We start from the raw sequence: 21,728 nt of genomic DNA on the forward strand, positions 1-21,728 counted from the left end.
CAAGGCCGCGCTCCGCCGCCGTGCCGGGCGGGGCGATGTCGGCGCAGCGCCCCCCCGTAAGCCCCCGGGCGTGTCTCGCGATCGGACCAGGATCAGGGCGTCGCGAGCCCGGCATGGCCGTCGAGACGCCCCCTACGACACCCGCTGGCCCTTCCCGAGGGCGATCACCCCGCTCTTGGAGACGGTGTACAGCTCCGCGTCCCGGCTCGGGTTGACGCCGATCGTCGCGCCCGGCGGGACCTCGACGTTCTTGTCGAGGATCGCGCCGCGCACGATCGCACCCCGGCCGATGTGCACGTTGTCGTGCAGTACCGACCCCTGCACCACCGCGCCCGGGTCGACGACGACACCCGGGGACAGCACGGAGCGGGTCACCTGGCCGCGGATCAGGCAGCCCGCGCTGATGATCGACTCGCCCGCTATGCCGCCGGCGTTGAAGCGGGCCGGGGACAGGTCGCTGGAGTGCGTGTAGATGGGCCACTGCCGGTTGTACAGGTTGAACGCCGGCCGCTCGGCGATGAGGTCCATGTGCGCCTCGTAGTACGCGTCCAGGGTGCCCACGTCCCGCCAGTAGCCCTGGTCGCGGCTGGTCTCGCCGGGGACGTGGTTGTCGCTGAAGTCGTACAGCTGCGCCTCCCCGCGCTCGGTGAGCTGGGGCAGGATCGAGCCGCCCATGTCGTGCACGGAGTGTTCGTCCTCGGCGTCCCGGTGCAGGGCCTCGATCAGCGCCTTGGTGGTGAAGATGTAGTTGCCCATCGAGGCGAACACGCACGCGGGGTCGTCCGCGAGACCCGGCGGATCGGCGGGCTTCTCCAGGAAGCGGTGGACCGTGCGGCCGTCCGAGCCGGGCGTGATCACGCCGAACGACGCGGACTCGCTGCGCGGCACCCGGATCCCGGCCACCGTGACGCCCGCGCCGCCCTCGATGTGCTGGGCCAGCATCTGCCGCGGGTCCATCCGGTAGACGTGGTCGGCGCCGAAGACGGCGACGTACTCCGGCTGCTCGTCGTGGATGAGGTTCAGCGACTGCAGGATCGCGTCGGCGCTGCCCAGGTACCAGCGGGGGCCGAGGCGCTGCTGGGCGGGGACGGGGGTGACGTAGTTGCCGAGCAGGCTGGACATCCGCCAGGTCGTGGTGATGTGCCGGTCCAGTGAGTGCGACTTGTACTGGATCAGCACGCAGATGCGCAGGATGTCGCCGTTGACGAGGTTGGACAGCACGAAGTCGACGAGGCGGTACGTCCCGCCGAAGGTGACCGCCGGTTTGGCGCGATCGGCGGTCAGGGGCATCAGGCGCTTGCCCTCTCCGCCCGCAAGCACGATGCCGAGCACCGAAGGACCACCACGACGCATGGCCGCTCCCCTCACCTGGTTGACGGATCCCTGCCCCTGGTCAGGGCGCGTTACGCCTGTTTGGTGCCGCCGAGAATCTCCTCGTAGAGCCGTACGGTGCGCCGCGCGACCGCGTCCCAGCCGAACTGTGTGACCGCCCGCTCCCGTCCCGCCTCACCCATCCGCCGGGCGGCCGCCGGATCCGCGAGGACCCGGTCCAGCGCGCGGGCGAGGCTCGACTCGAAGTCTTCGTCCACGTCGACGAGTACCCCGGTCTCGCCGTCCTCGACGACCTCGGGGATGCCGCCGACCCGGGAGGCGACCACGGGGGTGCCGCAGGCCATCGCCTCCAGGTTCACGATGCCCAGGGGCTCGTACACCGACGGGCAGACGAACGCCGCCGCGTGCGTGAGCAGCTGGATCACCTCGGGGCGCGGCAGCATGCGCGGGATCCAGTGCACCCCGTCGCGTACGGCGCTCAGCTCCTCGTACAGGGTGCGGAACTCCCGGTCGATCTCCGGAGTGTCCGGCGCGCCCGCGCACAGCACGACCTGCGCGCCCGGGTCGATGTCCCGCACGGCCCGCAGCAGATGCGGGACGCCCTTCTGCCGGGTGATGCGGCCGACGAACAGCACGTAGGGGCGGTGCGGGTCGACGCCGGCCCGGGCGAGGGCGTCGGTGCCGGGGTCGGGCCGGTACAGCGCGGTGTCGATGCCGTTGTGGACGATGTGCACCCGGGCCGGATCGAGCGCCGGATAGCAGGCGAGGATGTCCTCGCGCATGGCGCCGGAGACGGCGATCACCGCGTCGGCGGCCTCGATGGCGGTGCGCTCGGCCCAGCCGGAGAGCGCGTATCCGCCGCCGAGCTGCTCGGCCTTCCAGGGGCGCAGCGGCTCCAGCGAGTGCGCGGTCACCACGTGCGGGACGCCGTACAGCATCTTGGCGAGGTGGCCGCCGAGGTTGGCGTACCAGGTGTGCGAGTGGACCAGGTCGCGGCCCCGCAGGGCGGCGGCCATCGACAGGTCCACGGAGAAGGTGCGCAGCGCGTCGTTGGCGTCGTCGAGGCGGGACCAGGGGCGGTGCCGCTGGATGCCGGCCGCCTTGTCCGCCGACGAGCCCTCGCCCCAGCAGTGCACGTCGAGATCGACCAGGGGCGCCAGTTCGCGGGCCAGGAACTCCACGTGGACGCCGGCGCCGCCGTACACGTCCGGGGGGTACTCCCGGGTCAGCAGTCCCACTCGCACCCGTCGACCCCCTGTATTCGGCGGCTGTTGCCATCGCGGTCACCTTGTCGGTCACCGGTCACCTTCATGGTCACCCAGACGGGGCGCGTGGGGAAGAGCGCGGGGGCCTCGGGAAGCAACAGTCACCACACACGCCTCCGCCGGGCACCCGGTAGTACAGGCAGCAACTGCGCCGACGGAACGCCTGGGGGCCGCTCGGGGCGCCGGTCGCGGGGTCCGTCAGGGTGCCGGCGCCGGCGAGGTCCGGATGGGTGAGCAGGGCGGCGGTCAGGGTGCGGGCGCGTGCCGCGGTGCCGGGACGGTCGTGGGCGAGCGCCCAGCGCTGCAGCTGCCGGCCGGCGCCGGCCAGCGCGGAGGCCGCGTTGCCGCGCAGCAGGCCGGGGGCGAGGCGGTGGCGGGCGCGCAGGGCTGCGGCGAGCGGGTGCAGGTGAGCGTCCAGGACGGCACGGGCGAGGTCCGTGCCCGGGCGTACCCGCGTCAGCCACAGGTCGTCGGGGGCGCTGCCCTCCGGGTCCCAGCGCAGCAGCCGCGGGTCCAGGTCGGGGAGGCTGCCGTACAGCGCGGCGCAGCCGAGGGCGACGGACCAGAGCCGGGCCGCCAGCCCCTGGTGGGCGATGGACGCCGCGACCCGCGCTTCGGGCGCGCGGATACCGTCCGCGACCCTGCGCACCCGCACGTCGAGCGGATCCGGCCGGCCCTGCGGCCCTCCGCTTCCGTAGGCGTCCGCGAGGGTGGGCAGCGCCCGGTGCTCGGGTCCGGCCACGCGCAGGAGGAAGAAGCCGCCGAGCGGGCGGAGCGCGGCGAGTTCGGGGTCGAGGTCCACGAGCAGCAGTAGTACCAAGGGCGTCCGGAGCCGTGATCACCGGGTCACGGCCCGTGTCACCCCCCTGAGGGATGACCGGAGACGGGTCGTACTCCATCGGCAGTAGGAAGCATTGCGTGCTCAGGGACGACGACGGGGAACACGCCGGCGGGGCATCGTGTTGCACATGCCAGCCGACCGTTCGTCGCGCCGGGGCCGGAAGCCCCGCCTTCCGCGAAGGAGCCGCTCATGAGCGCCCTCGCGTTGTCCGTCCTGCTGTCGCTCGTTTCGGCCGTCGCCTACGCGGCGGGGGCGATCGTGCAGGAGCGGGTCGCCGCGACCGACCCCGGCGAAAGCTACGCGCCGCTGCGCCGGCCCGCCTGGTGGGGGGCGCTGGCGCTGAACGCCCTCGGCGGTCTGCTGCACGTGGTGGCGCTCGCGTACGGCCCGCTCAGCCTGGTGCAGCCGCTCGGCGCGCTCACGATCGTGCTGGCGCTGCCCATGGCGGCCCTGTTCGTCGGCCGCCGGGCCGGGGCGACCGCCTGGCGGGGCGCGATCATGGCCACGGCCGGTCTGGCGGGCCTGCTGGCGCTGGTCGGGATGTCGGCGGCGCAGTCGCTGGACACGGCGCAGCGCGTGAGCACCGCGCTGGTGGCCGTCGGCGCGGTCGCCGCGCTGATGGTGGCGGGCAGGGCCGCGCAACGGCATCCGGCGGTGCGCGGCGCGCTGCTGGCGACCGCCGCCGGCGTGGCGTTCGGCATGTCCTCGGTGTTCACCAAGACCGTCGCCGTGGACCTCACCGGCGGCCCGGCGATGTCCGAGGTGCCGTCGCTGGCGGTCATCGGCGTGTTCGCGTGCGCGGGTGTCCTGCTGTCCCAGGCCTCCTACCGGGGCGCCGGTCTGACCGCGCCGCTGGCCACGCTGACGGTGGTGAACCCGGTGGTCGCGGCGGCGGTGGGCATCACGATGTTCGGCGAGACCTTCCGCCACGGCACGGCGGGCACGGTGCTGGCGCTGGGATGCGGAGTCCTCGCGGCGGGCGGGCTGATCCTGCTGACGACGGAGCGGCTGGCGGAGACGGCGGGGGCCTCAGGGACGCAGGGGGCGGCGGTGCGTTCTGGGACGGAGGTGGCGGCGCTGTCCGGGGCGGCGGACGCGGGTGCGGTGGACGTACCAGTGCGTGGAGCTGTCCCGGTGGAGGCGGCGGCGCTGTCCCAGACGGACGCGGGTGCAGTGGACGTGGCGGTGCCCGGACCGGTTCCGGCGGAGGCGGCGGCACTTTCCGGGGCGGACGCGGATGCGGTGGACGTGGCGGTGCGCGGAGCTGTCCCCGTGGAGGCGGCGGCGCTGTCCCAGACGGACGCGGGTGCAGTGGACGTGCCGGTGCTGGAACCGGTGTCCGTGGAGGTTCCCGTCGTGGTCGTCGTGCCCGCGCAGGACGTGGTGCGGACCGTTCCCGTGGTGCCGGCGGGTTCCGGCGGGCGTTCGGTGACGTACCGGGGCGGGGAGGCGGCGAGCGGGGCGGACGAGGTGCTGTACGTCTGCGCCCCGCTCTACGTCAGCCCCTGCGTCCCGGTGCTGGTGCCGGGCGCGCCGGTCCTGGTGCCGGACCGGCATCGGACCCGGGTCAGATCCTGACCCCGCCGGCCCGCAGATACGCCAGCGGATCCACGTCCGTCCCGAAGCCGGGTCCCGTGCGGACCTCGAAGTGCAGGTGCGGACCGGTGCTGTTCCCGGTGGAGCCGGTACGGCCGATGCGCTGACCGCCACCGACGGACTGCCCCGCCCGCACGGAGATCGCCGACAGGTGCGCGTACTGGGTGTAGCGGCCGTCCGCGTGCCGGATCACCACCTGGTAGCCGAACGACCCGCCCCACCCCGCGTCCACGACCTCGCCCGAGCCGACGGCCCGTACGGACGTGCCGGTCGGCACGGGGAAGTCGACGCCGGTGTGGTAGCCCTTCGACCACGAAGAGCCCGCCGCGTGGTACGGCGTGCCGATGCCGCCGCCGACGGGTGCGACGAGGGTGTGACCGCCGGCCTTCCGGCTCTGCTCGGGCACGGCATGCCTGGTCTTGGCCGGGGTCTTCTTGACCGGGGCCTTCTTGGCCGGGGTTTTCTGCGCCGGCGCCGCGCTGCCGACGTGGCCGTGGCTCTTCGGGGCGGCCTTCGTCGCACCGCCGCCGTGCACCCGCAGCCGCTGCCCCGGCACGATGAGGTCGGGGTCGGCACCGACGGTGGCCCGGTTCGCCTCGTACAGCCGCTGCCAACCGCCGGGCACGTGCTGGGACTCGGCGATACCGGAGAGGGTGTCGCCGTGGATCACCGTGTACATCTCGGTACGGCCCGCACGGGACTGGGGCGTGGTCTGCGGCTGGACATCGCGTACCGACCGCTCGGCGGACCGCTGGGCGGAGCGCTCCACGGGCCGGGATGCGGTTCGGGCGGTGTCCGGGTGGACGTCGGGTGCGGGACCGCCCCTGGTCAGCCCGGCGCGCACCGAGCACACCGGCCAGGCGCCGGGGCCCTGTCCGTCGAGCACCTCCTCGGCGACGGCGATCTGCTGCCGCCGCGTGGCGAGGTCGGCGCGCGCGGCGTATGCGGTGCCGCCGTACGCCGCCCAGGTGGACTGGGTGAACTGCAGGCCGCCGTAGTAGCCGTTGCCGGTGTTGACGCTCCAGTGGCCGCTGGACTCACAGGCGGCGACCTTGTTCCAGGTGCTCACGTCGGCGGCGTGCGCGGCACCGGCGCCGATGAGCGGCAGGGCGATGCCCGCACCGCCCGCCGTGACGGTGAGCGAGGCGCGGTTGATCCTGTTCGGCTGGTACCGGCGGTGCCGGCCGCGTACGGCCATGCTGGGAGCCCCCCTCGACACGCGTGAGCGTCAGGAGCGGCACAGTAGGCGCCGGGAACAGGCCATGACAAGGCAGTGATTCGGCCTCCCGTCGGCGCCAAGTGGCCTGGAATCGCCGCGCGTTGAGCCGGAGGCTGAGACTCCGGGTGCCTTCCGTGCGTACCGAGGGTGCGGCGCGGCCGGATGTGCGGCCGGCGTACCGGCACGTCAGCATGGTCGAGAGGCGATACTGGCGGGCAGGAACGGCACGATCTCCCCCCACCCTTTCCCCATGTCTTCTATGTCTTCGGGAGCAGGCGGTATGAGCACTTCAGCCCAGATCGGTGTCACGGGACTCGCGGTGATGGGCCGCAATCTCGCCCGTAACTTCGCGCGCAACGGCTACGCGGTGGCGCTGCACAACCGGACGGCGTCGCGGACGCACGCGCTGGTGGAGGAGTTCGGGCACGAGGGCGACTTCGTCGCGACCGAGACCGCCAAGGAGTTCGTGGACGCGCTGGAGCGGCCGCGCCGCCTGGTGATCATGGTGAAGGCGGGCGAGCCGACGGACGCGGTGATCCAGGAGTTCGCCCCGCTGCTGGAGCGCGGTGACATGATCATCGACGGTGGCAACGCGCACTTCGCGGACACCCGGCGCCGGGAGCGGGAGCTGCGCGAGCGGGGCATCCACTTCGTCGGCACGGGCATCTCCGGCGGCGAGGAGGGCGCGCTGAACGGGCCGAGCATCATGCCGGGCGGCTCGACGGAGTCGTACGACTCCCTCGGTCCGATGCTGGAGAAGATCTCCGCGAAGGCGGCGGACGGGGCGCCGTGCGTGACGCACGTCGGTCCGGACGGTGCCGGGCACTTCGTGAAGATGGTGCACAACGGCATCGAGTACGCCGACATGCAGCTGATCGGCGAGGCGTACCAGCTGCTGCGCGAGGTCGCCGGGTACACGCCGGCCGAGATCGCGGAGATCTTCCGCACCTGGAACACCGGCCGGCTCGACTCGTATCTGATCGAGATCACGGCGGAGGTGCTGGCGCACGTCGACGCGGCCACGGGCAAGCCGTTCGTGGACGTGGTGGTGGACCAGGCCGAGCAGAAGGGCACCGGGCGCTGGACCGTCCAGATCGCCCTCGATCTCGGCGTGCCGGTGTCGGGCATCGCGGAGGCGGTCTTCGCACGGTCGCTGTCGGGGCACGCGGCGCTGCGGGACGCGTCCCGCGAGCTGGCGGGTCCGAAGGCGTCGCCGCTGACGAAGGCGGACGCGGCCACCTTCGCCGACCGGGTGGAGCAGGCGCTGTACGCCTCGAAGATCGTGTCGTACACGCAGGGCTTCCACGAGATGGCCGCGGGCAGCGAGGAGTACGGCTGGGACATCGACCTGGGCGCGGTGTCGTCGATCTGGCGCGGCGGCTGCATCATCCGGGCGGCGTTCCTGGACCGCATCCGCGCGGCGTACGACGCGCGGCCGGACCTGCCGAGCCTGCTGAGCGACGAGACGTTCGCGCGGGAGATCGCGGCCGCGCAGGACAGCTGGCGCGAGGTGCTGGTCGCCGCGACCCTCCAGGGCGTGCCGACCCCCGGATTCGCCGCGGCCCTCGCCTACTACGACGCCCTGCGCGCCGAACGCCTCCCGGCCGCCCTCACCCAGGGCCAGCGCGACTTCTTCGGCGCGCACACCTACCGGCGGGTGGACCGCGGCGGTTCCTTCCACACGCTGTGGGGCGGGGACCGGTCGGAGGTCACGGCGTAGGGGGCGGCGGCCGGGGTCACGGCGTGGCGGGCTGCCCGGGAGGCGCCACCCGTCTCCGCCGCGCCGCACGGCAGGACGGCCACCCGGTTGGGACAGCCGCTCAGCTAGGTGAGGGGCGGACCCGGCTCCGGGTTGGGGAGCGGTTCGGGGCCCGGCGGGATCGGGGACGGGTCCGGCTCCGGGAACGGGTTCGGGCCCGGCGGCTGCGGGTTCGGGCCGGGCCCGGGAGGCGGGATCGGCCCGGGCCCCGGCGGCGGTGGCGGCGTGGGCTGCGGACCCGGACCCGGGGGCTGGGGGGTGGGTCGCGGGCCGGGGGGCTGGGGGGTGGGTTGCGGACCCGGTCCTGGCGGCTGGGGAGTTGGTTCGGGTCCCGGCCCCGGCGGCTGCGGGGTCGGTTCGGGTCCCGGGCCCGGCGGCTGGGGGGCCGGTGAGGGATCCGGCGGCGACACCGGATCCGGGTACGGCTGCTGGGGTTCCGGGCGGGGCGTCGGGCCCGGATGCACCGGGTCGTGGTACGGGTCGGTCATGGCGTCCTCCGGCCAGTCGGTCGACGGTGGCTCTGGACTACTCCCCCGCGTACCCGGCGCCCGCGCGGCCAGTCACCCGGTGGAGCCGTGGCCCACCCTCCGCATGGCCCAACGCCGGTGCCCGGCGCGCGGACCGGCCGCCGCGGGCTCAGGGGCGCACCGCGCGGGTCGGGGGGGAGGGCGAAGGGTGCCTGTACCTGGACCGGTCCGCCCCTTGCCCGACCGGACGGGACCGCCCGCCCCCTCGCCCCTACCGGACCACCCTCACCCCGACCGGACGCCCCGTCAGCCGAACAACCTGCGTCACCGCAAACGTCGACAGGCAGCACCCCTTTCGGGGACCGGGCGGCCTAGAACCGCCCGGGGTGGGCGGCCAGCCATTCCTTCGCCGCGGTGCGCAGCTCGGGGTCGGCGGCCGGAGCCTCGTCGGGATGCTTGGCGGCCCACTTCACGACGTACGGGCACAGAGGGGCGACCGGAACGCCCTCGCGCCCGGCGATGGCGTACAGCTCGCGCGCGAGGGAGGAGGCGATGCCCTTCCCCTCGTGCGCGGGCTCGACGATCGTGTGGACCGGCACCAGAGCGGTGCGCGGGGCGTCGAGCACGAAGTACTCGATGTGCCCGACGACCTCTCCGTCGCCGAGGGCCTCCAGCCGGCCGGCGGCCCGGTCGTCGCGGATCTCGATGTCGCTCATGGCACGCTCCTGTGTTCGGTCCCGGGTCGGCGTCAGGCCGTGACGGCCTGCGGGCTGCGCTCCTGGTCCGAGCCCGGCACCGGCTCCGACGGGTCCGCGCCCAGGGCCACGATGCGGTTGCCCTGGTCCACGTGCACCACCCGCGGCGTCAGCGCCCGCGCCTCGGCGTCGGTGACCTGAGCGTAGCTGATGATGATCACCAGGTCGCCGGGGTGCACGAGATGGGCGGCGGCCCCGTTGATCCCGATCACTCCGGACCCGCGCTCCCCCTCGATGACGTACGTCTCGAGCCGCGCACCGTTGGTGATGTCGACGATGTGCACCAGCTCACCGGGCAGCAGATCGGCAGCGTCGAGCAGATCGGCGTCGATGGTCACGGATCCCACGTAGTGCAGGTCGGCCTGGGTGACGGTGGCGCGGTGGATCTTGGACTTGAACATGGTACGCAACATCGGGGCACTCCCACAAGTAGGCTCCCTGCCTGCGTTTTTGCAGGTCAAGGGCTGTTTCCACACCCTACAGCGAGTCGCACGTTCGGGCAGCTTTCCCCAGGTTTTTCAGGACTCATGCTGACCACTTGCTGACTTTGCTGACGCATCGTCAGGCGACCGGAGGAGGGCTTCGCCCGCTCTCCCGTCCCCCGCGGCGACGACGGCTCAAGCCTACGCAGCACCCCCTCAAGGGCATCCGTGATGACCGTCACTCGGGCGGCCTGGAGGGCAGTCAGAGGCGGCGGCGCTCGACCGGGAGCCGGACCACGCACCGCCGTGGGGTCAGCTGGCCAGAGCGCCTCCATACCACCCAGCAGGTACAGGCGGCCAAGGTCCATCAAGGATCCCGAGTGCCGAATGGGCGCCGCAACATGGCAGCGAATCGCCGGTTAGCCAAACCGGCGATTCTCATGACCATGGAATAGCTCGTCCGGTGGCTCTTGGCGGTACCGCCTGCGGGTCGGCCGGCCGTGCAGTTCCTCCGCCGTGTGCAGCTGGGGCAGGCGCTACCACAGGACACCGGGGGCGTAGCCGGTGCGGCGGGCCGCTTCGATCTCGCGTTCCAGGAGCTCAAGGCTCTGGACCTCAACACGAATGTTGCGTCCGTGTGTTCGGCGGGCTCAGACCAGCTCGCGCTTGAGGATCTTTCCGGTGGCCGTCATCGGCAGGCTCGGCACGAACTCGACGATGCGCGGGTACTTGTAGGAGGCCATCTGCTCCTTGCCCCAGGCGACGAGCTCGCCGGGGGTGACAGAGGCGCCGGGCCGGAGGATGACGAAGGCCTTGATCTCCTCGCCGTGACTGTCGTGGGGTACGCCGACGACGGCGGCCAGGCTGACCGCAGGGTGGGTCATCAGGACTTCCTCGACCTCACGCGGGTAGACGTTGAAGCCGCCCCGGATGATGAGGTCCTTGGACCGGTCGACGATGTAATAGAAGCCGTCCTCGTCCTTGCGTGCCAGGTCGCCGGTGCGGAACCAGCCGTCGCGGATCACCTCGGACGTCGCTGCGGGACGGTTGTAATAGCCCTTCATCACGTTGTGCCCCTTGATCGCGATCTCTCCGACCTCGCCGACCTTGCTCACCTCGGTCCAGTCGGGTGCGATGAGCTTGAGCTCGACACCCCAGATCGGGGTGCCGATCGAGCCCGGTCGGGGCCGGAGCCTGCGGTCGCCGAACGTGGCCACCGGGGAGGTCTCGGAGAGTCCGTATCCCTCGATGACGGTGACGCCGAAGAGCTGCTTGACCTGGTGGAGAATCTCCACCGGCAGGGAGGCGCCGCCCGAGATGCCGATGCGGAGGTTGTCCGCGATGCGGCCTACGTCGATGTCGTCGGTGAGCGCGTTCAGCAGACCCCACCACATGGTCGGCACGCCGGCGAAGAAGGTGATGATCTCCCGGTCCATCAGTTCGAGCACCGCGTGGGCGTCGAACCGTGGGACCAGGTGCAGCGTTGCCGCCATCGAGAACCCGGCGTGCATCTGCACGGTGGCGCCGAAGGTGTGGAACAGCGGGAGGCAGACGACGTGACTGTCGGTCGCCGGCTCGCTCTGGAAAAGCCGGTTGTTGGCCACCACGTTCATCATCGTGTTGGCGTGGGACAGCTCGGCCCCCTTGGGCTGCCCGGTGGTGCCGGAGGTGTACAGGATGATCGCGGTATCGCCGGGCTCCGTCACGGCGGACTCGAAGACAGGGCTCATCCCGGCGACGGCCTGACCCAGGGTCTCGGTGCCGGCGATCGGACTGGGGGCGGCCGCGTCGGCGGTGATCACGAAGAAGTGCTCGGCGCCGTCGACCTGCTGGAAACCGACGTGGCCCTCCGCCGCCATCGCCAGCTCGGGCGTGCCCTCGAAGCAGAAGTACGCTTTCACGTCCGCGTCGGCGAGGTGGTAGGCGACCTCGCGCGACTTGAGCAGCACGTTGAGGGGTACGACGACCGCACCGGCCTTGAGGATCCCGTAGTAGACGATCGGGAAGTACGGCAGGTTCGGGCAGCTCAGGGCCACCTTGTCGCCCGGCTGGATACCGCGCGCGACCAAGAGGTTCGCGACCTGGTTGGCCGCGGCGTCCACCTGTGCGTACGTGAGCCGAGTGGGCCCCAGGACCAACGCGTCACGGTCGGGGAACGAGCGGGCGGAGTCCTCGAGCAGGACTGACAGGTTCAGCATGGGAGTTCTCTCGATGTCGGTGGGTGGTGGATCCATGAGGACTCGGCCCGGGACGCATGCGCCCCCATGCGGATGGAGCGAGACAAAGAGCCGCCCTGGTCGAGGGCATGGCTGACGGGTCTCTAGAGCCGGGTGTTCGCCGTCCCGGTGTTGGCGGGGACCACACCTGTCCCCCGAGCACGAGTGGCGACGACGGGTTCGGCCAGCACCTCGGCCCGGCCGGTGTCGTCGATGGCACGGCAGATGACGCGCAGCTCGAAGTCGATGGTCCGGCTCCGGGTCCCCTTGGAAGCAAGACGCGCTTCGACCTCGATAACGTCGCCGCCGCGGACCGGGGCCAGGAACTCGACCGACGAATACCCGGCAAACAGGCTTTCGTGGCCGTCGACGGCGATGGCCAGATGCGTCCCGGCGTCCCCGAACAGTTTCAGGCTGAACGCGCCGTCGACCAGGTTGCCGGCGTAGTGGGCATCGGAGTAGGCGACGTACCGCTGGTGGACGACCTTCACGCGATCTCCTCATCGATGCGGCCGATCCCGGGGGCAACCGCCTCTCCGCCGATCCTGACGCCGGGGTAGCCGCGCTTGGCGATCTCGGTGCACATGCGGCGGTACTTGCCGACGCCGCCGACGTAGCCGAGGAAGGTGGTCGGCTTGCCGGTCACGTTGGAACCGCGGTACCAGGAGTCGGTGGTCGCGTACAGCGTCTGGTTGACCGTGGCCTCGGTGATGGTCACCCAGTCGTCCTGGGCCTCGGGAGTGGCTTCGATGACGTCGCCACCCTCTTCCTTGGCATGGGCGATCAGGTCGGCGATCCAGTCGACCGCCTGCTCGATCGTCACGACGACGTTGCTCGCCAGCGCGGGGCTCTGCGGGCCGGCGATCATGAAGAAGTTGGGGAATCCGGCGGTCATGACGCCCAGGTACGTGCGCACGCCGTCGCGCCACGCGTCCTGGAGCGTGCCTGCCTCGGGCGTCGTCACGTTGAGCGCGTACAGGGGTCCGGTGAAGGCGTCGAAACCGATCGCGAGAACGACGGCGTCGACGTCGTAGGAGCAGCTCTCGGTGATGATGCTGCCGGAGGTCATGGTCGCTATCGGCTCGTCGCGCAGCGAGACGAGCGAGACGTTCGGACGGTTGAACGTCTCGTAGAAGTCGGTGCCGAAGCAGCTGCGCTTGGCGCCCAGAGGGTGGAACCGGGGCTCGAGCAGGGACGCGGTCCGCGGATCGTGGACGATCTGACGGATCTTCTGACGCACGAACTCCGCGGCGGTCTCGTTGGCCTCCGGGTTGGTGAGCAGGTCGGCGAACTCCGCACCGACGCCGAGGAACCCGCTGCGCTCGTAGGCCCGCTCGTAGCGCTCCTGACGCTCTTCGTCGGAGACGTCGAAGGCGCAGTCGGTCACGGGGCGGTCCGGAATTCCGCCGGGGGACTGCCGGCACTCCTCGCGGATGGCGGGGTATTTGGCCTTGATCTCAGCGACGGTCTCCGCGGGCAGCGAGGCATTGCGGGCGGGGAAGACGTAGTTGGGGGTCCGCTGGAACACGGTCAGGTGCTCTGCCACCTCGGCGATGAGCGGGATGCACTGCACGCCCGACGATCCTGTGCCGATGACGGCGACCCGTTTGCCGGCGAGGTCGTCGAGCGAGATCGTCCAGCGGCTCGTCGACACGGTCAGCCCGGTGAAGTTCTCCAGGCCGGGCACGTCGAATTCCTTCGGTGTCGACAGTCCGCCCGAGCCGGCCAGGAGGTAGCGGCCACGGCGGGTGTCGCCGGAGTCGAGGGTCACCTCCCACAGGTGGTCTTCCGGAAGCCAGTTGGCCGCGACCACCTTGGAGTTGAACCGGAAGTGCCGGCGAAGGTCGAAGCGGTCGGCGACGTGGTTGATGTAGCTCAGGATCTCCGCCTGCGGGGCGAAGCGCTCGCTCCAGGACCACTCCTGCTGGAGTTCCTCGCTGAACGAGTACGAGTAGTAGATGCTCTCGACGTCGCATCGGGCCCCGGGATACGTGTTCCAGTACCAGGTGCCGCCGACGTCGGGGGCGGTCTCGAACCCGGCGAACGTCCAGCCCTGTTCGGCCGCCTTGTAGGCGGCGTACAGGCCGGAGAACCCGGCGCCGACGCACAGGACGTCGACGACCGGGGCGGTGGAGGAGGAGTCAGTCATGGGCTCTGCCTTCTCGTGGTCCAGGGTGGCTGACGGACGGCACGGAGATAGTCATTTGTCTAGGTCGAGTGACTAAGAATGTAGCTACCGGCCGTGACCTCGTCAATGCCCGGCGGCCCTCAGGAAGTCGATGCGGCACGGGCGGCGGTGCTGCCGCGCAGATGCCGCACCACGTCGTCGATCGCAGCGTCGGTCCGGGCGAAGACACCGACCTCGGTGAAGAAGCCGTGGAACACGCCCGGGTGGCGAATGGCGGTAGTAGGTACGCCGTCGTGCCGCAGTCGTTCGGCATACGCCTCGGCGTCGTCACGCAGGGGGTCGACCTCGGCGGTGAGGACCAGGGCCGGCGGCAACCCGCGCAGGGACGCGGCCTTCATGGGGGCCGCGTACTGATCGACGCCGCCCTGGCGGTTGGGGCCGATGTACTGCCCCCAGAGCCAGCGGGCATCGGCCGCGGTCAGCAGGGGCGCGTCGGCGAACCGGGTCCAGGACGGCGTGGAGAACCGGTCGTCGACCGCGGGATAGACGAGGACCTGCGACACGGGGAGCGGAAGTCCGCGGTCCCGGAGGTGGAGGCAGAGCGCAGCGGCGAGGTTGCCACCCGCGGAGTCGCCGCCGACGGCGATCATGCCCGGGTCGATGCCCCGATCCTGGGCTGACCCGCGCAGCCAGACCAGCGTGTCCAGCGAGTCCTCGAGGGCCGCCGGGTACGGGTGCTCAGGGGCGAGCCGGTACTCCAAGGAGAGCACTGCCCACCCGGACCGGGCGGCTATGGCGCGGCAGACCTCGTCCACTCCGTCGAGGGTTCCGAGTACGAATCCGCCGCCGTGCAGATACAGCAGCGTCGGTCGCAGATCCTCGGCCGGCGAGCCGGGTGGGTGGTACAGGCGCGCCCGCAGTGGTCCGGAACGCGTCGGGACGATCACCGCTTCGACCCGGTCGAGGGGCGTCAGGGGACGGTCGGACGGCGTGCTCGCGAGCAGCTCGCGCGCCGCCTGGGCTCCGAGCTCGCGGACGGGGATGGGCAGCGCCTCGGCGATGGCCTGGGCGACGAGCAGCGCGTCGGCGTCGAGGCGCTCCCAGCTCGATGGAACGGACTTGGTCATGCGCGGGGCCTTTCCGAAGGGGTGAGGAGAGGTGTTGACACGTTGCGGTCCGTGCCCCACCATCCTAGTCACGCGATTGAGTCAAATGACTAAGAAATCGTGGATTCCCAGAGACCGTGCGGCGCCCCTACGGGTCGCGTGGTCCGTGAAGTCGAAAGGACCGAAGGATGGCCGAAACCATGACGGCCCCCCCATCGACCTCGGCGGGCGCCGCAGAGGTCGACGTCAGGATCGAGGACGATGCCAGTCCCCTCGTGCGATTGATCGGCCGCACGCTGCGCGACTCCGTCCGGACCGGGCATGCTGTCGACGCCCTGAAGAGGTCGACCGGCACTGTCGCGATTCACTCCCACGACACGCCCCAGGCCGCGACGATCATTTTCGGTGACAACGGAATCGACGTGTCCAGCGGAGTGCTGGTCGAGCCGGACGCCGCCCTCACCGTCGACCTCAACGCGCGTTTCGAGCCGACGGCGGATCCCTCCGGTGACGCCGACCTGGCCGGGGGTGTCCTGCAGGCGCTCACGCCGCCGCTGCCCGGGTGGCGGGAGGCCGCTCAGCGGTTCTGGGACGCGACACGTTCCCTGCCGGGCATCCCCGACGTGCTGATCGCGGTCACCGAGGGGCCCGAGGGCCTGGAGCAGGCCGTGCTCGGCGACGGCGCCACGCAGTACCTGATCGCCGGGGCTCCCGAGACGCTCGCCGGCGTGTTCTCCGGTGCCGACGACCTCGTCGCGGTCCTGTCCTCGGGTGCCCTGGGCATCCAGGGCACCATGTCCCAGCTGTCCGTGATGGTCGGCGCCTCCTGGAAGGTTCGTTTCGATGTCTGACCTCAGCACCACCGCTACGAGCGCGCCGCTTCGCGACTCCGGCGCGCGAGCCGTCCGGCTCGAGGCGACCAACCCCGAGGGGTGTTTCCTCGGCAAGAACGTCTCGCCCAAGAAGTTCGCCGCGGGCAAGGAGGCGGGTTTCCCCTTCGCGGATCTCCTGTTCGGCCTCGACCTCGGCAACCTTCCTACCTTCGGTTCCGCCTACCCCGCCTGGCGTGGCCACCTCGACGACGTCTACCTCCGCCCCGACATGTCGACCCTGGTCGAGTGGAAGCCGGGCCTGGACTCGGTCATCGGCGACTACTGGCTCAAGGACGGCACACCGGTCCCGCTCTGTCCGCGCAACCTCGTGCGGAAGATGGTCGAGCGTCTGGCCGGACACGGATTCACCGCGACCGTCGCGGTCGAGATCGAGGCGACCGTCTTCGAGGAGTCGATCCACGAGGCGCGCGCCCGCGGGTACCGCGACCTGACCCCCTTGGGCGGCAGCGCTGGCACGGCATACCACCTCGCCAAGTCGAGGGACTGGACCGACTACATGAACGCCGTGGCCGACCGCCTCGATGAGGTCGGCATCGAATGGGAGGCCTGGAGCGACGAGGACGCCGCCGGTCAGATCGAGCTCAACCTCGCACCGGGCGACCCGATCAAGGTCGGCGACGCCTGGGCACGGACCCGCCAGATCATGCGCGAGGTCGCGTTCGAGCGCGGGCACAGCGTGACCTTCATGGCCAAGCCCACCGCCGGTTACGGCCAGGCATCCCACATCAACCTCTCCCTGCAGCGCGACGGCGCGAACGCGTTCTACGCCGAGAACGGACCGTCGGACACGATGCTGCACGCCATCGGCGGGCTGCTGGCGACGATGGAGGGCAACACCTCGATCGTGCTGCCGCAGATCACGTCGTACCGGCGGCTCGTCGACCTCAGCGGACCGCCGGTCACGATCAGCTGGGGGATCAGCAACAAGACCGCCGCGGTACGCGCCGTCTGCGGACACCCCACGTACTCCCGTCTCGAGTACCGCCTCCCGGGCGCGGACGCGAACCTCTACCTCGCGCTCGCAGGCGTGCTCGCCGGCGTCATCGCCGGTGTCGAGCGGAAGATCGACCCGCCCCAGCAGGTCACCGAGATGGCGTGGTGTCTGCCGCCGGGCCTGGGCGTCGACCGGATCCCGGACAGCATCACGAAGGCCGCGGCGGCCCTGGAGGCCGACCCGATCCTCCGCGACCTTCTCGGCGAGGAGTTCGTCGACTGCTGGATCGCGTCGCGCAAGTGGGAGTGGATGCAGTTCCACACCGCCGGCGGTGACCCCTTTGCCGAGCTCTCGGAGTGGGAGTCGACTCGCTACTTCGAACTGCCGTGAGCGGGCGTGAGAAGGCCGTGACGGTACGCCCGGTGATCGGCATCACCGGGCGGCGGTACCGGCTGCACCTGCTCAAGGGAGCCGACGAGCGGTACGGCGACCGCTGCACCGACAGCTACATGGCGGACTTCGCAAGCCGCATCGCACAGGCCGGTGGACTCCCCGTGCACCTGTCGTACGACACCGACGCGACGGACATCTGCGAGTGGCTGTCCGGTGTGGTGATCACCGGCGGACAGGACGTCCATCCGGCATGCTGGGGCGGCGACACGGCAGTGGTCCGCGACATCGACCCACGGACGGACCCGATGGTCCACGACGTGGCTCGGGACGAGTACGAGATCGCCCTCGTCCGAGCCGCGCTGGAGCGGGGCATTCCCGTGCTGGGTGTGTGCCGCGGCCTGCAAGTGCTCAACGTCGCCCTCGGCGGCACACTCATCGCCGATCTTCCGCCCGGCTCCGTGAGTCACCTGTCCACCGAGGCCGCACCCACCGACGGCACCGCTGATCACCTCGTGACCTTCGAGAAGGGCTCGGTCGCCGCCGGCCTGTTCGGCGAACACGCACTGACCAACTCCTGGCACCACCAGGCCGTCGACCGCTGCGGCACCGGCCTGGTCGTGACCGGACGGACGAGCGACGGCGTGATCGAGTCGGTGGAGCTCCCCGGCGCTCCGGTCCTCGGAGTCCAGTGGCACCCCGAGTGGATGAAGAGCGCGGACCCGACGATGACGTGGATCGTGCGGGCCGCGGCGGAGCTGCTCGCGGCCCACCGCGGTGAACAGACGCACAGGAGCTTGCGATGACGGAGAACGTGGCAGTCGAACAAGCCGGTCGCACGCACTCGCGTCCCCTGCCGGTCGTGAAGCCCGAGCAGATGGGCGCGGACCCCACCGTCCCGACCCTGACGGAGCTGCTGTCACGGCGCGCACAGGACGCAGCGGAACGGGAGTTCCTGCGCTTCGGCGAACGGTCATGGAGCTTCGGCGACATCGACGCATGGACCTCCAGGCTGGCACACCGGTTGATCGAGCTCGACGGCGTACAGCCGGGCGACCGTGTCGCGATCATGCTCCCCAACGTCGTGCAGTGGCCCGTCGTGTGGCTCGCCGCCCTCAAGGCCGGAGCGGTCGCAGTGCCGATCAACTCCTCCTACCGGCGGGGTGACCTCGCCTTCGTCCTGCGGGACTCGGGGGCACGCGTCGTGTTCACCGACTCCGAACGGGCCGGGCTGATCGCCGACGTCATGGCGACCGAGGACGTGCTCACCGGCCTTCGTGTCGTCGACGTCGCCGACGACGGGTCCGAGCCCTTCCCGCGGAGGGCGCCGGTGGCACCGGTCGATGCCGGGACGCTGGCGAACCTGCAGTACACCTCCGGTACGACCGGTTTTCCCAAGGCGTGCATGCTCACCCACGACTACTGGGTCCGGCTGGGCTGGACCTGCGCGGCGGCGACCGGACTCGGTTCCGAGGACGTGCTGCTGACGGCGCAGCCCTTCTCCTACATGGACCCGCAGTGGAACACGGCGCTCGCTCTCACGATCGGGGCTCCGCTGGTCGTGCTGCCCCGGTTCTCCGCGTCGACCTTCATGGCCGACGTCCGCCGGCACCGGGCGACCTTCTTCTACGTCCTCGGGTCGATGCCCACGCTGCTGTTCAAGCAGCCGCCCACGCCGGAGGACCGCGACAACGCCGTACGCCAGGTGCTCTGTTCGGGCATTCCCGTCTCCCTGCACGCGCAGCTGGAGGAACGATGGGGTGCGCCGTGGCGGGAGATCTACGGGATGACCGAGTCCGGTGTCGACCTGTTCAGCCCGTTCAGCGACGCCGACGCCGTCGGGAGCGGGAGCCTGGGGCAGCCGGTGCCGACCAAGAGGGTCCGCGTCGTCGGCCCCGACGGCATCGAGGTACCGGCCGGCGATCCCGGTGAACTGCTCATCTCGGGCAAGCCCATGATGAGCGGTTACTGGAACCGCCCCGAGGACACGGCCAGGGTTCTGCGGGACGGCTGGCTCCATACCGGTGACGTCGTCGTCCGACGGCCCGACCAGGGCATCCAACTGGTCGGCAGGATCAAGGACATGGTGCGTCGCGGTGGCGAGAACGTCGCGAGCGTCGAGGTCGAGGCCGCCCTGGAGCGCGACGACGTGGTCGTGGCGGCCGCGGTCGTCGCCGAACCCGACGAGGTCCTCGGTGAGGAGGTGAAGGCCTTCGTCCAGCTGGCGGCCGGCGTGCCGGCCGATCGTGCGACGGCTGAGGAGATCGTCGAGCGGGCCGGCAAAGAGCTCGCTCGCTTCAAGGTGCCGCGCTATGTGGAGTTCGTCGCCGACTTCCCCCGGACGCCGTCCGAACGCATCTCCAAGCCGGCCCTCACAGCCCGCGCCGCAGCCGAACCCGGCATCACCCACGACCTCGGTGCCCGACGGAACAAGACGGTGGCACCTGCCGCATCCGGCGGAGGATTCCTCGACGTCGACGTCATGCGGGGCGTGGCCGTGCTGACGCTCCGGCGCCCCGAGAAGCTCAACGCCATGGACGTCGCCACCCGGCTGCGGCTGGCGACGGTCATCCGCGAGTTCGGCACCGGCGACAGCGTGCGCGGGATCGTCCTCACCGGCGAGGGGCGGGCCTTCTCCGCGGGGGAGGACCTCCAGAGCGCGCCGTCCACGGACGCTGAACTCCACGAGGCGTTCGAGAGCTTCCACGACATCACCCGGGCCATCCTGCAGACGCAGGTACCCGTCGTCGCGGCCGTCAACGGACTCGCGGTCGGCGGAGCCTCGGAGATCACCCTGTGCTGCGACGCCCGCATCGGAACCCGGGCGACGGAGTACTACCAGCCGGAGAACGGCCGGGGCATCACGATTTCGAACGCTTCCAGCGTGCTGCTCGGGCGCCTCGTCGGGAGCCATGCGATGCGCCTCGTGCTCGGATCGCCCCGGATCAGAGCCGAAGAGGCGCTGCGGATCGGGCTCCTCGACGAGATCGTCGAGCCCGACGCCCTGATCGGCCGGGCCATCGACACCGTCATCGAGTGGACGCCCAAGGGAAACACGACGGCCCTCCACCTTGCTCTCCTGCGCCCCCCGGCAGAGGAGATCGAAGCGGCCTTCGCCCGTGAGGACCTCGCTGCGAGGAAGGCGTGGGACAGCGGCGTCCTCAGTGCCGGGATCAAGGGCTTCTGGTCCGCCAAGGCCAACGGCGCGTAGGCCCCGCCCCGGGCTCGCCCGCACCTTCAACAGACCAATGCACAGGAACCGACAGAGGGGACGTCGACATGATCGACACCCAGGCCGCGGTACTCACCGCGGTCAACGAGCCACTCGAGCTGACCGTCATCCGGGTGGACGACCCGGAACCGCACGAGGTGCGGGTCGCGGTCACGAACGTGGGGCTGTGCCACAGCGACCTGCACTACATGACGGGGACGGTTCCGACCGGCCTGCCGGTGGTGGTCGGGCACGAGGTGGCGGGCGTGGTCGAGGCGGTCGGGGCGCAGGTGTCCGGCCTGAGTCCGGGGGACCGCGTGGTCGGCGCGCTGACCCCTTCGTGCGGCCGCTGCGTCAACTGTGAGGCGGGACGGTCGACCCAGTGCCGGCGTGTCGAGGAGATACGCCGCCGTCCGCGGCCGGCGTTCCGGACCATGGACGGCCGGCCGATCGAGCGGCTCGGCGACATCGGGGCGTTCTCCCGGCACGTCCTCATGCGTGAGAACGCCCTGGTGAAGCTCCCCGACGACGTACCGCTGCACGTCGGATGCCTTCTTTCCTGTTGCGTCGTGACCGGAGTCGGCGCCGTCTTCCGCGGCGCTCGGGTAAGGCCCGGCAGCACTGTGGCGGTCATCGGTTGTGGCGGGGTCGGATCGGCCATCATCCAGGGAGCCAGGCTCGCCGGCGCGTCGGCGATCGTCGCGATCGACCTGGACGACGAACGCCTCAAGGCCGCGCGCGGCTACGGCGCCACCCACGTCATCAATGCCTCAGGCGGCGACGTCGTCGCAGAACTCCACCACCATCTGGGCGACGGGGCGGACTACTCTTTCGAGGCGGTCGGCTCGGCCCGCACCGCGGCGACGGCCGTGGCCGTCCTGCGCCCGACGGGTACCGCGTGCCTGGTCGGGATCGCGCCCGGAGGGACCCAGCTCAGCATCCCGGCATCGGACTTCTTCTTCGAGGAGAAGCGACTCATCGGCTCCTACATGGGCTCGGGTCAGGCGCGGCAGGACATACTCCAGCTCGCGTGCCTGTACCAGCAGGGACGCCTGCTGCTCGATGAAATGGTGACGCGGGTCATCCCCTTCGGCGAGATCAACGAGGGCTTCGAGGCGATGAAGTCCGGTGACGTCACCCGCATCGTCGTCGATCTCCAGTCCTGACCGACGAGTGAACGCAGAGGTGAGCTCC

Annotated in this window: 17 protein-coding genes; 7 read left to right on the forward strand and 10 right to left on the reverse strand. The window is 71.1% G+C overall.

Annotated elements, in window-relative coordinates:
* Positions 1–132 precede the first annotated feature (132 nt).
* The 3 genes from glgC to AB0J12_RS10715 form a co-directional block, all read right to left on the reverse strand.
* Complete coding sequence (gene glgC / locus AB0J12_RS10705) at positions 133–1,353, reverse strand: glucose-1-phosphate adenylyltransferase (protein ID WP_363263902.1); 1,221 nt, start codon at positions 1,351–1,353, stop codon at positions 133–135.
* A gap of 50 nt (positions 1,354–1,403) precedes the next feature.
* Entirely contained in the window at positions 1,404–2,576 is a 1,173-nt protein-coding gene (glgA, locus tag AB0J12_RS10710) for a glycogen synthase (protein WP_363263903.1), read from the reverse strand.
* Between the two features lie 70 nt (positions 2,577–2,646).
* Entirely contained in the window at positions 2,647–3,399 is a 753-nt protein-coding gene (locus AB0J12_RS10715) for a (2Fe-2S)-binding protein (protein ID WP_363263904.1), read from the reverse strand.
* A 228-nt stretch (positions 3,400–3,627) separates the two neighbouring features.
* On the opposite strand from AB0J12_RS10715, the gene AB0J12_RS10720 reads away from it, so the two are divergent.
* Complete coding sequence (locus AB0J12_RS10720; RefSeq protein ID WP_363263905.1) at positions 3,628–5,016, forward strand: DMT family transporter; 1,389 nt, start codon at positions 3,628–3,630, stop codon at positions 5,014–5,016.
* On the opposite strand, the gene AB0J12_RS10725 is transcribed toward AB0J12_RS10720, so the two are convergent.
* Entirely contained in the window at positions 5,006–6,232 is a 1,227-nt protein-coding gene (locus tag AB0J12_RS10725; protein ID WP_363263906.1) for a transglycosylase family protein, read from the reverse strand. The genes AB0J12_RS10720 and AB0J12_RS10725 overlap by 11 nt on opposite strands.
* Before the next feature lie 301 nt (positions 6,233–6,533).
* Here AB0J12_RS10725 and gndA point away from each other — a divergent pair, with 301 nt between their 5' ends.
* Positions 6,534–7,973, forward strand: coding sequence for an NADP-dependent phosphogluconate dehydrogenase (gndA, locus tag AB0J12_RS10730; RefSeq protein WP_363263907.1), 1,440 nt, complete (start codon positions 6,534–6,536; stop codon positions 7,971–7,973).
* A gap of 877 nt (positions 7,974–8,850) precedes the next feature.
* Here the strand turns inward: gndA and AB0J12_RS10735 are convergent.
* From AB0J12_RS10735 to AB0J12_RS10760, 6 genes are all read right to left on the reverse strand, one after another.
* Positions 8,851–9,195: a GNAT family N-acetyltransferase gene (locus AB0J12_RS10735; protein WP_363263908.1), complete on the reverse strand. Its 345-nt coding sequence runs from the start codon at positions 9,193–9,195 to the stop codon at positions 8,851–8,853.
* 32 nt (positions 9,196–9,227) lie between these two features.
* Positions 9,228–9,647, reverse strand: a complete 420-nt coding sequence (gene panD / locus AB0J12_RS10740; protein WP_361633522.1) for an aspartate 1-decarboxylase — start codon at positions 9,645–9,647, stop codon at positions 9,228–9,230.
* A 659-nt stretch (positions 9,648–10,306) separates the two neighbouring features.
* Positions 10,307–11,854, reverse strand: a complete 1,548-nt coding sequence (locus AB0J12_RS10745) for a long-chain fatty acid--CoA ligase (protein WP_363263909.1) — start codon at positions 11,852–11,854, stop codon at positions 10,307–10,309.
* A 122-nt stretch (positions 11,855–11,976) separates the two neighbouring features.
* Positions 11,977–12,363, reverse strand: coding sequence for a hotdog domain-containing protein (locus AB0J12_RS10750; RefSeq protein WP_363263910.1), 387 nt, complete (start codon positions 12,361–12,363; stop codon positions 11,977–11,979).
* On the reverse strand, positions 12,360–14,021 hold the full coding sequence (locus tag AB0J12_RS10755; protein WP_363263911.1) for an NAD(P)/FAD-dependent oxidoreductase: 1,662 nt from the start codon (positions 14,019–14,021) through the stop codon (positions 12,360–12,362). The genes AB0J12_RS10750 and AB0J12_RS10755 overlap by 4 nt, the downstream gene beginning before the upstream one ends.
* A 119-nt stretch (positions 14,022–14,140) precedes the next feature.
* Positions 14,141–15,127 (reverse strand): alpha/beta hydrolase, encoded by a 987-nt coding sequence (locus AB0J12_RS10760; RefSeq protein ID WP_363263912.1) that lies wholly within the window; start codon positions 15,125–15,127, stop codon positions 14,141–14,143.
* Between the two features lie 179 nt (positions 15,128–15,306).
* Between AB0J12_RS10760 and AB0J12_RS10765 the strand changes: the two genes are divergently transcribed.
* The 5 genes from AB0J12_RS10765 (at position 15,307) to AB0J12_RS10785 (ending at position 21,700) form a co-directional block, all read left to right on the forward strand.
* Positions 15,307–15,957: a hypothetical protein gene (locus tag AB0J12_RS10765; protein WP_363263913.1), complete on the forward strand. Its 651-nt coding sequence runs from the start codon at positions 15,307–15,309 to the stop codon at positions 15,955–15,957.
* The gene (locus tag AB0J12_RS10770) at positions 15,950–17,323 is read left to right on the forward strand and encodes a glutamine synthetase (RefSeq protein WP_363263914.1); all 1,374 of its coding nucleotides are present in this window, start codon (positions 15,950–15,952) and stop codon (positions 17,321–17,323) included. Before AB0J12_RS10765 ends, AB0J12_RS10770 begins: the two co-directional genes overlap by 8 nt.
* Positions 17,324–17,340: 17 nt before the next feature.
* Positions 17,341–18,129, forward strand: a complete 789-nt coding sequence (locus AB0J12_RS10775) for a gamma-glutamyl-gamma-aminobutyrate hydrolase family protein (RefSeq protein WP_363263915.1) — start codon at positions 17,341–17,343, stop codon at positions 18,127–18,129.
* Entirely contained in the window at positions 18,126–20,534 is a 2,409-nt protein-coding gene (locus AB0J12_RS10780; protein ID WP_363263916.1) for an AMP-binding protein, read from the forward strand. The genes AB0J12_RS10775 and AB0J12_RS10780 overlap by 4 nt, the downstream gene beginning before the upstream one ends.
* A gap of 68 nt (positions 20,535–20,602) precedes the next feature.
* Positions 20,603–21,700 (forward strand): Zn-dependent alcohol dehydrogenase, encoded by a 1,098-nt coding sequence (locus AB0J12_RS10785; RefSeq protein WP_363263917.1) that lies wholly within the window; start codon positions 20,603–20,605, stop codon positions 21,698–21,700.
* Positions 21,701–21,728 lie beyond the last annotated feature (28 nt).

Origin of the sequence: Streptomyces sp. NPDC049915 (genome assembly GCF_040656475.1) — a bacterium.
In the GTDB taxonomy this organism is placed as follows: Bacteria; Actinomycetota; Actinomycetes; order Streptomycetales; family Streptomycetaceae; genus Streptomyces.

Coding starts and splice junctions, on each gene's coding strand:
- AB0J12_RS10765 (WP_363263913.1), top strand. CDS start 15,307: ATGACGGCCCCCCCATCGACCTCGGCGGGCGCCGCAGAGGTCGACGTC.
- panD (WP_361633522.1), bottom strand. CDS start 9,647: ATGTTGCGTACCATGTTCAAGTCCAAGATCCACCGCGCCACCGTCACC.
- AB0J12_RS10780 (WP_363263916.1), top strand. CDS start 18,126: ATGACGGAGAACGTGGCAGTCGAACAAGCCGGTCGCACGCACTCGCGT.
- AB0J12_RS10755 (WP_363263911.1), bottom strand. CDS start 14,021: ATGACTGACTCCTCCTCCACCGCCCCGGTCGTCGACGTCCTGTGCGTC.
- AB0J12_RS10725 (WP_363263906.1), bottom strand. CDS start 6,232: ATGGCCGTACGCGGCCGGCACCGCCGGTACCAGCCGAACAGGATCAAC.
- gndA (WP_363263907.1), top strand. CDS start 6,534: ATGAGCACTTCAGCCCAGATCGGTGTCACGGGACTCGCGGTGATGGGC.
- AB0J12_RS10770 (WP_363263914.1), top strand. CDS start 15,950: ATGTCTGACCTCAGCACCACCGCTACGAGCGCGCCGCTTCGCGACTCC.
- AB0J12_RS10785 (WP_363263917.1), top strand. CDS start 20,603: ATGATCGACACCCAGGCCGCGGTACTCACCGCGGTCAACGAGCCACTC.
- AB0J12_RS10735 (WP_363263908.1), bottom strand. CDS start 9,195: ATGAGCGACATCGAGATCCGCGACGACCGGGCCGCCGGCCGGCTGGAG.
- AB0J12_RS10720 (WP_363263905.1), top strand. CDS start 3,628: ATGAGCGCCCTCGCGTTGTCCGTCCTGCTGTCGCTCGTTTCGGCCGTC.
- glgC (WP_363263902.1), bottom strand. CDS start 1,353: ATGCGTCGTGGTGGTCCTTCGGTGCTCGGCATCGTGCTTGCGGGCGGA.
- AB0J12_RS10745 (WP_363263909.1), bottom strand. CDS start 11,854: ATGCTGAACCTGTCAGTCCTGCTCGAGGACTCCGCCCGCTCGTTCCCC.
- AB0J12_RS10760 (WP_363263912.1), bottom strand. CDS start 15,127: ATGACCAAGTCCGTTCCATCGAGCTGGGAGCGCCTCGACGCCGACGCG.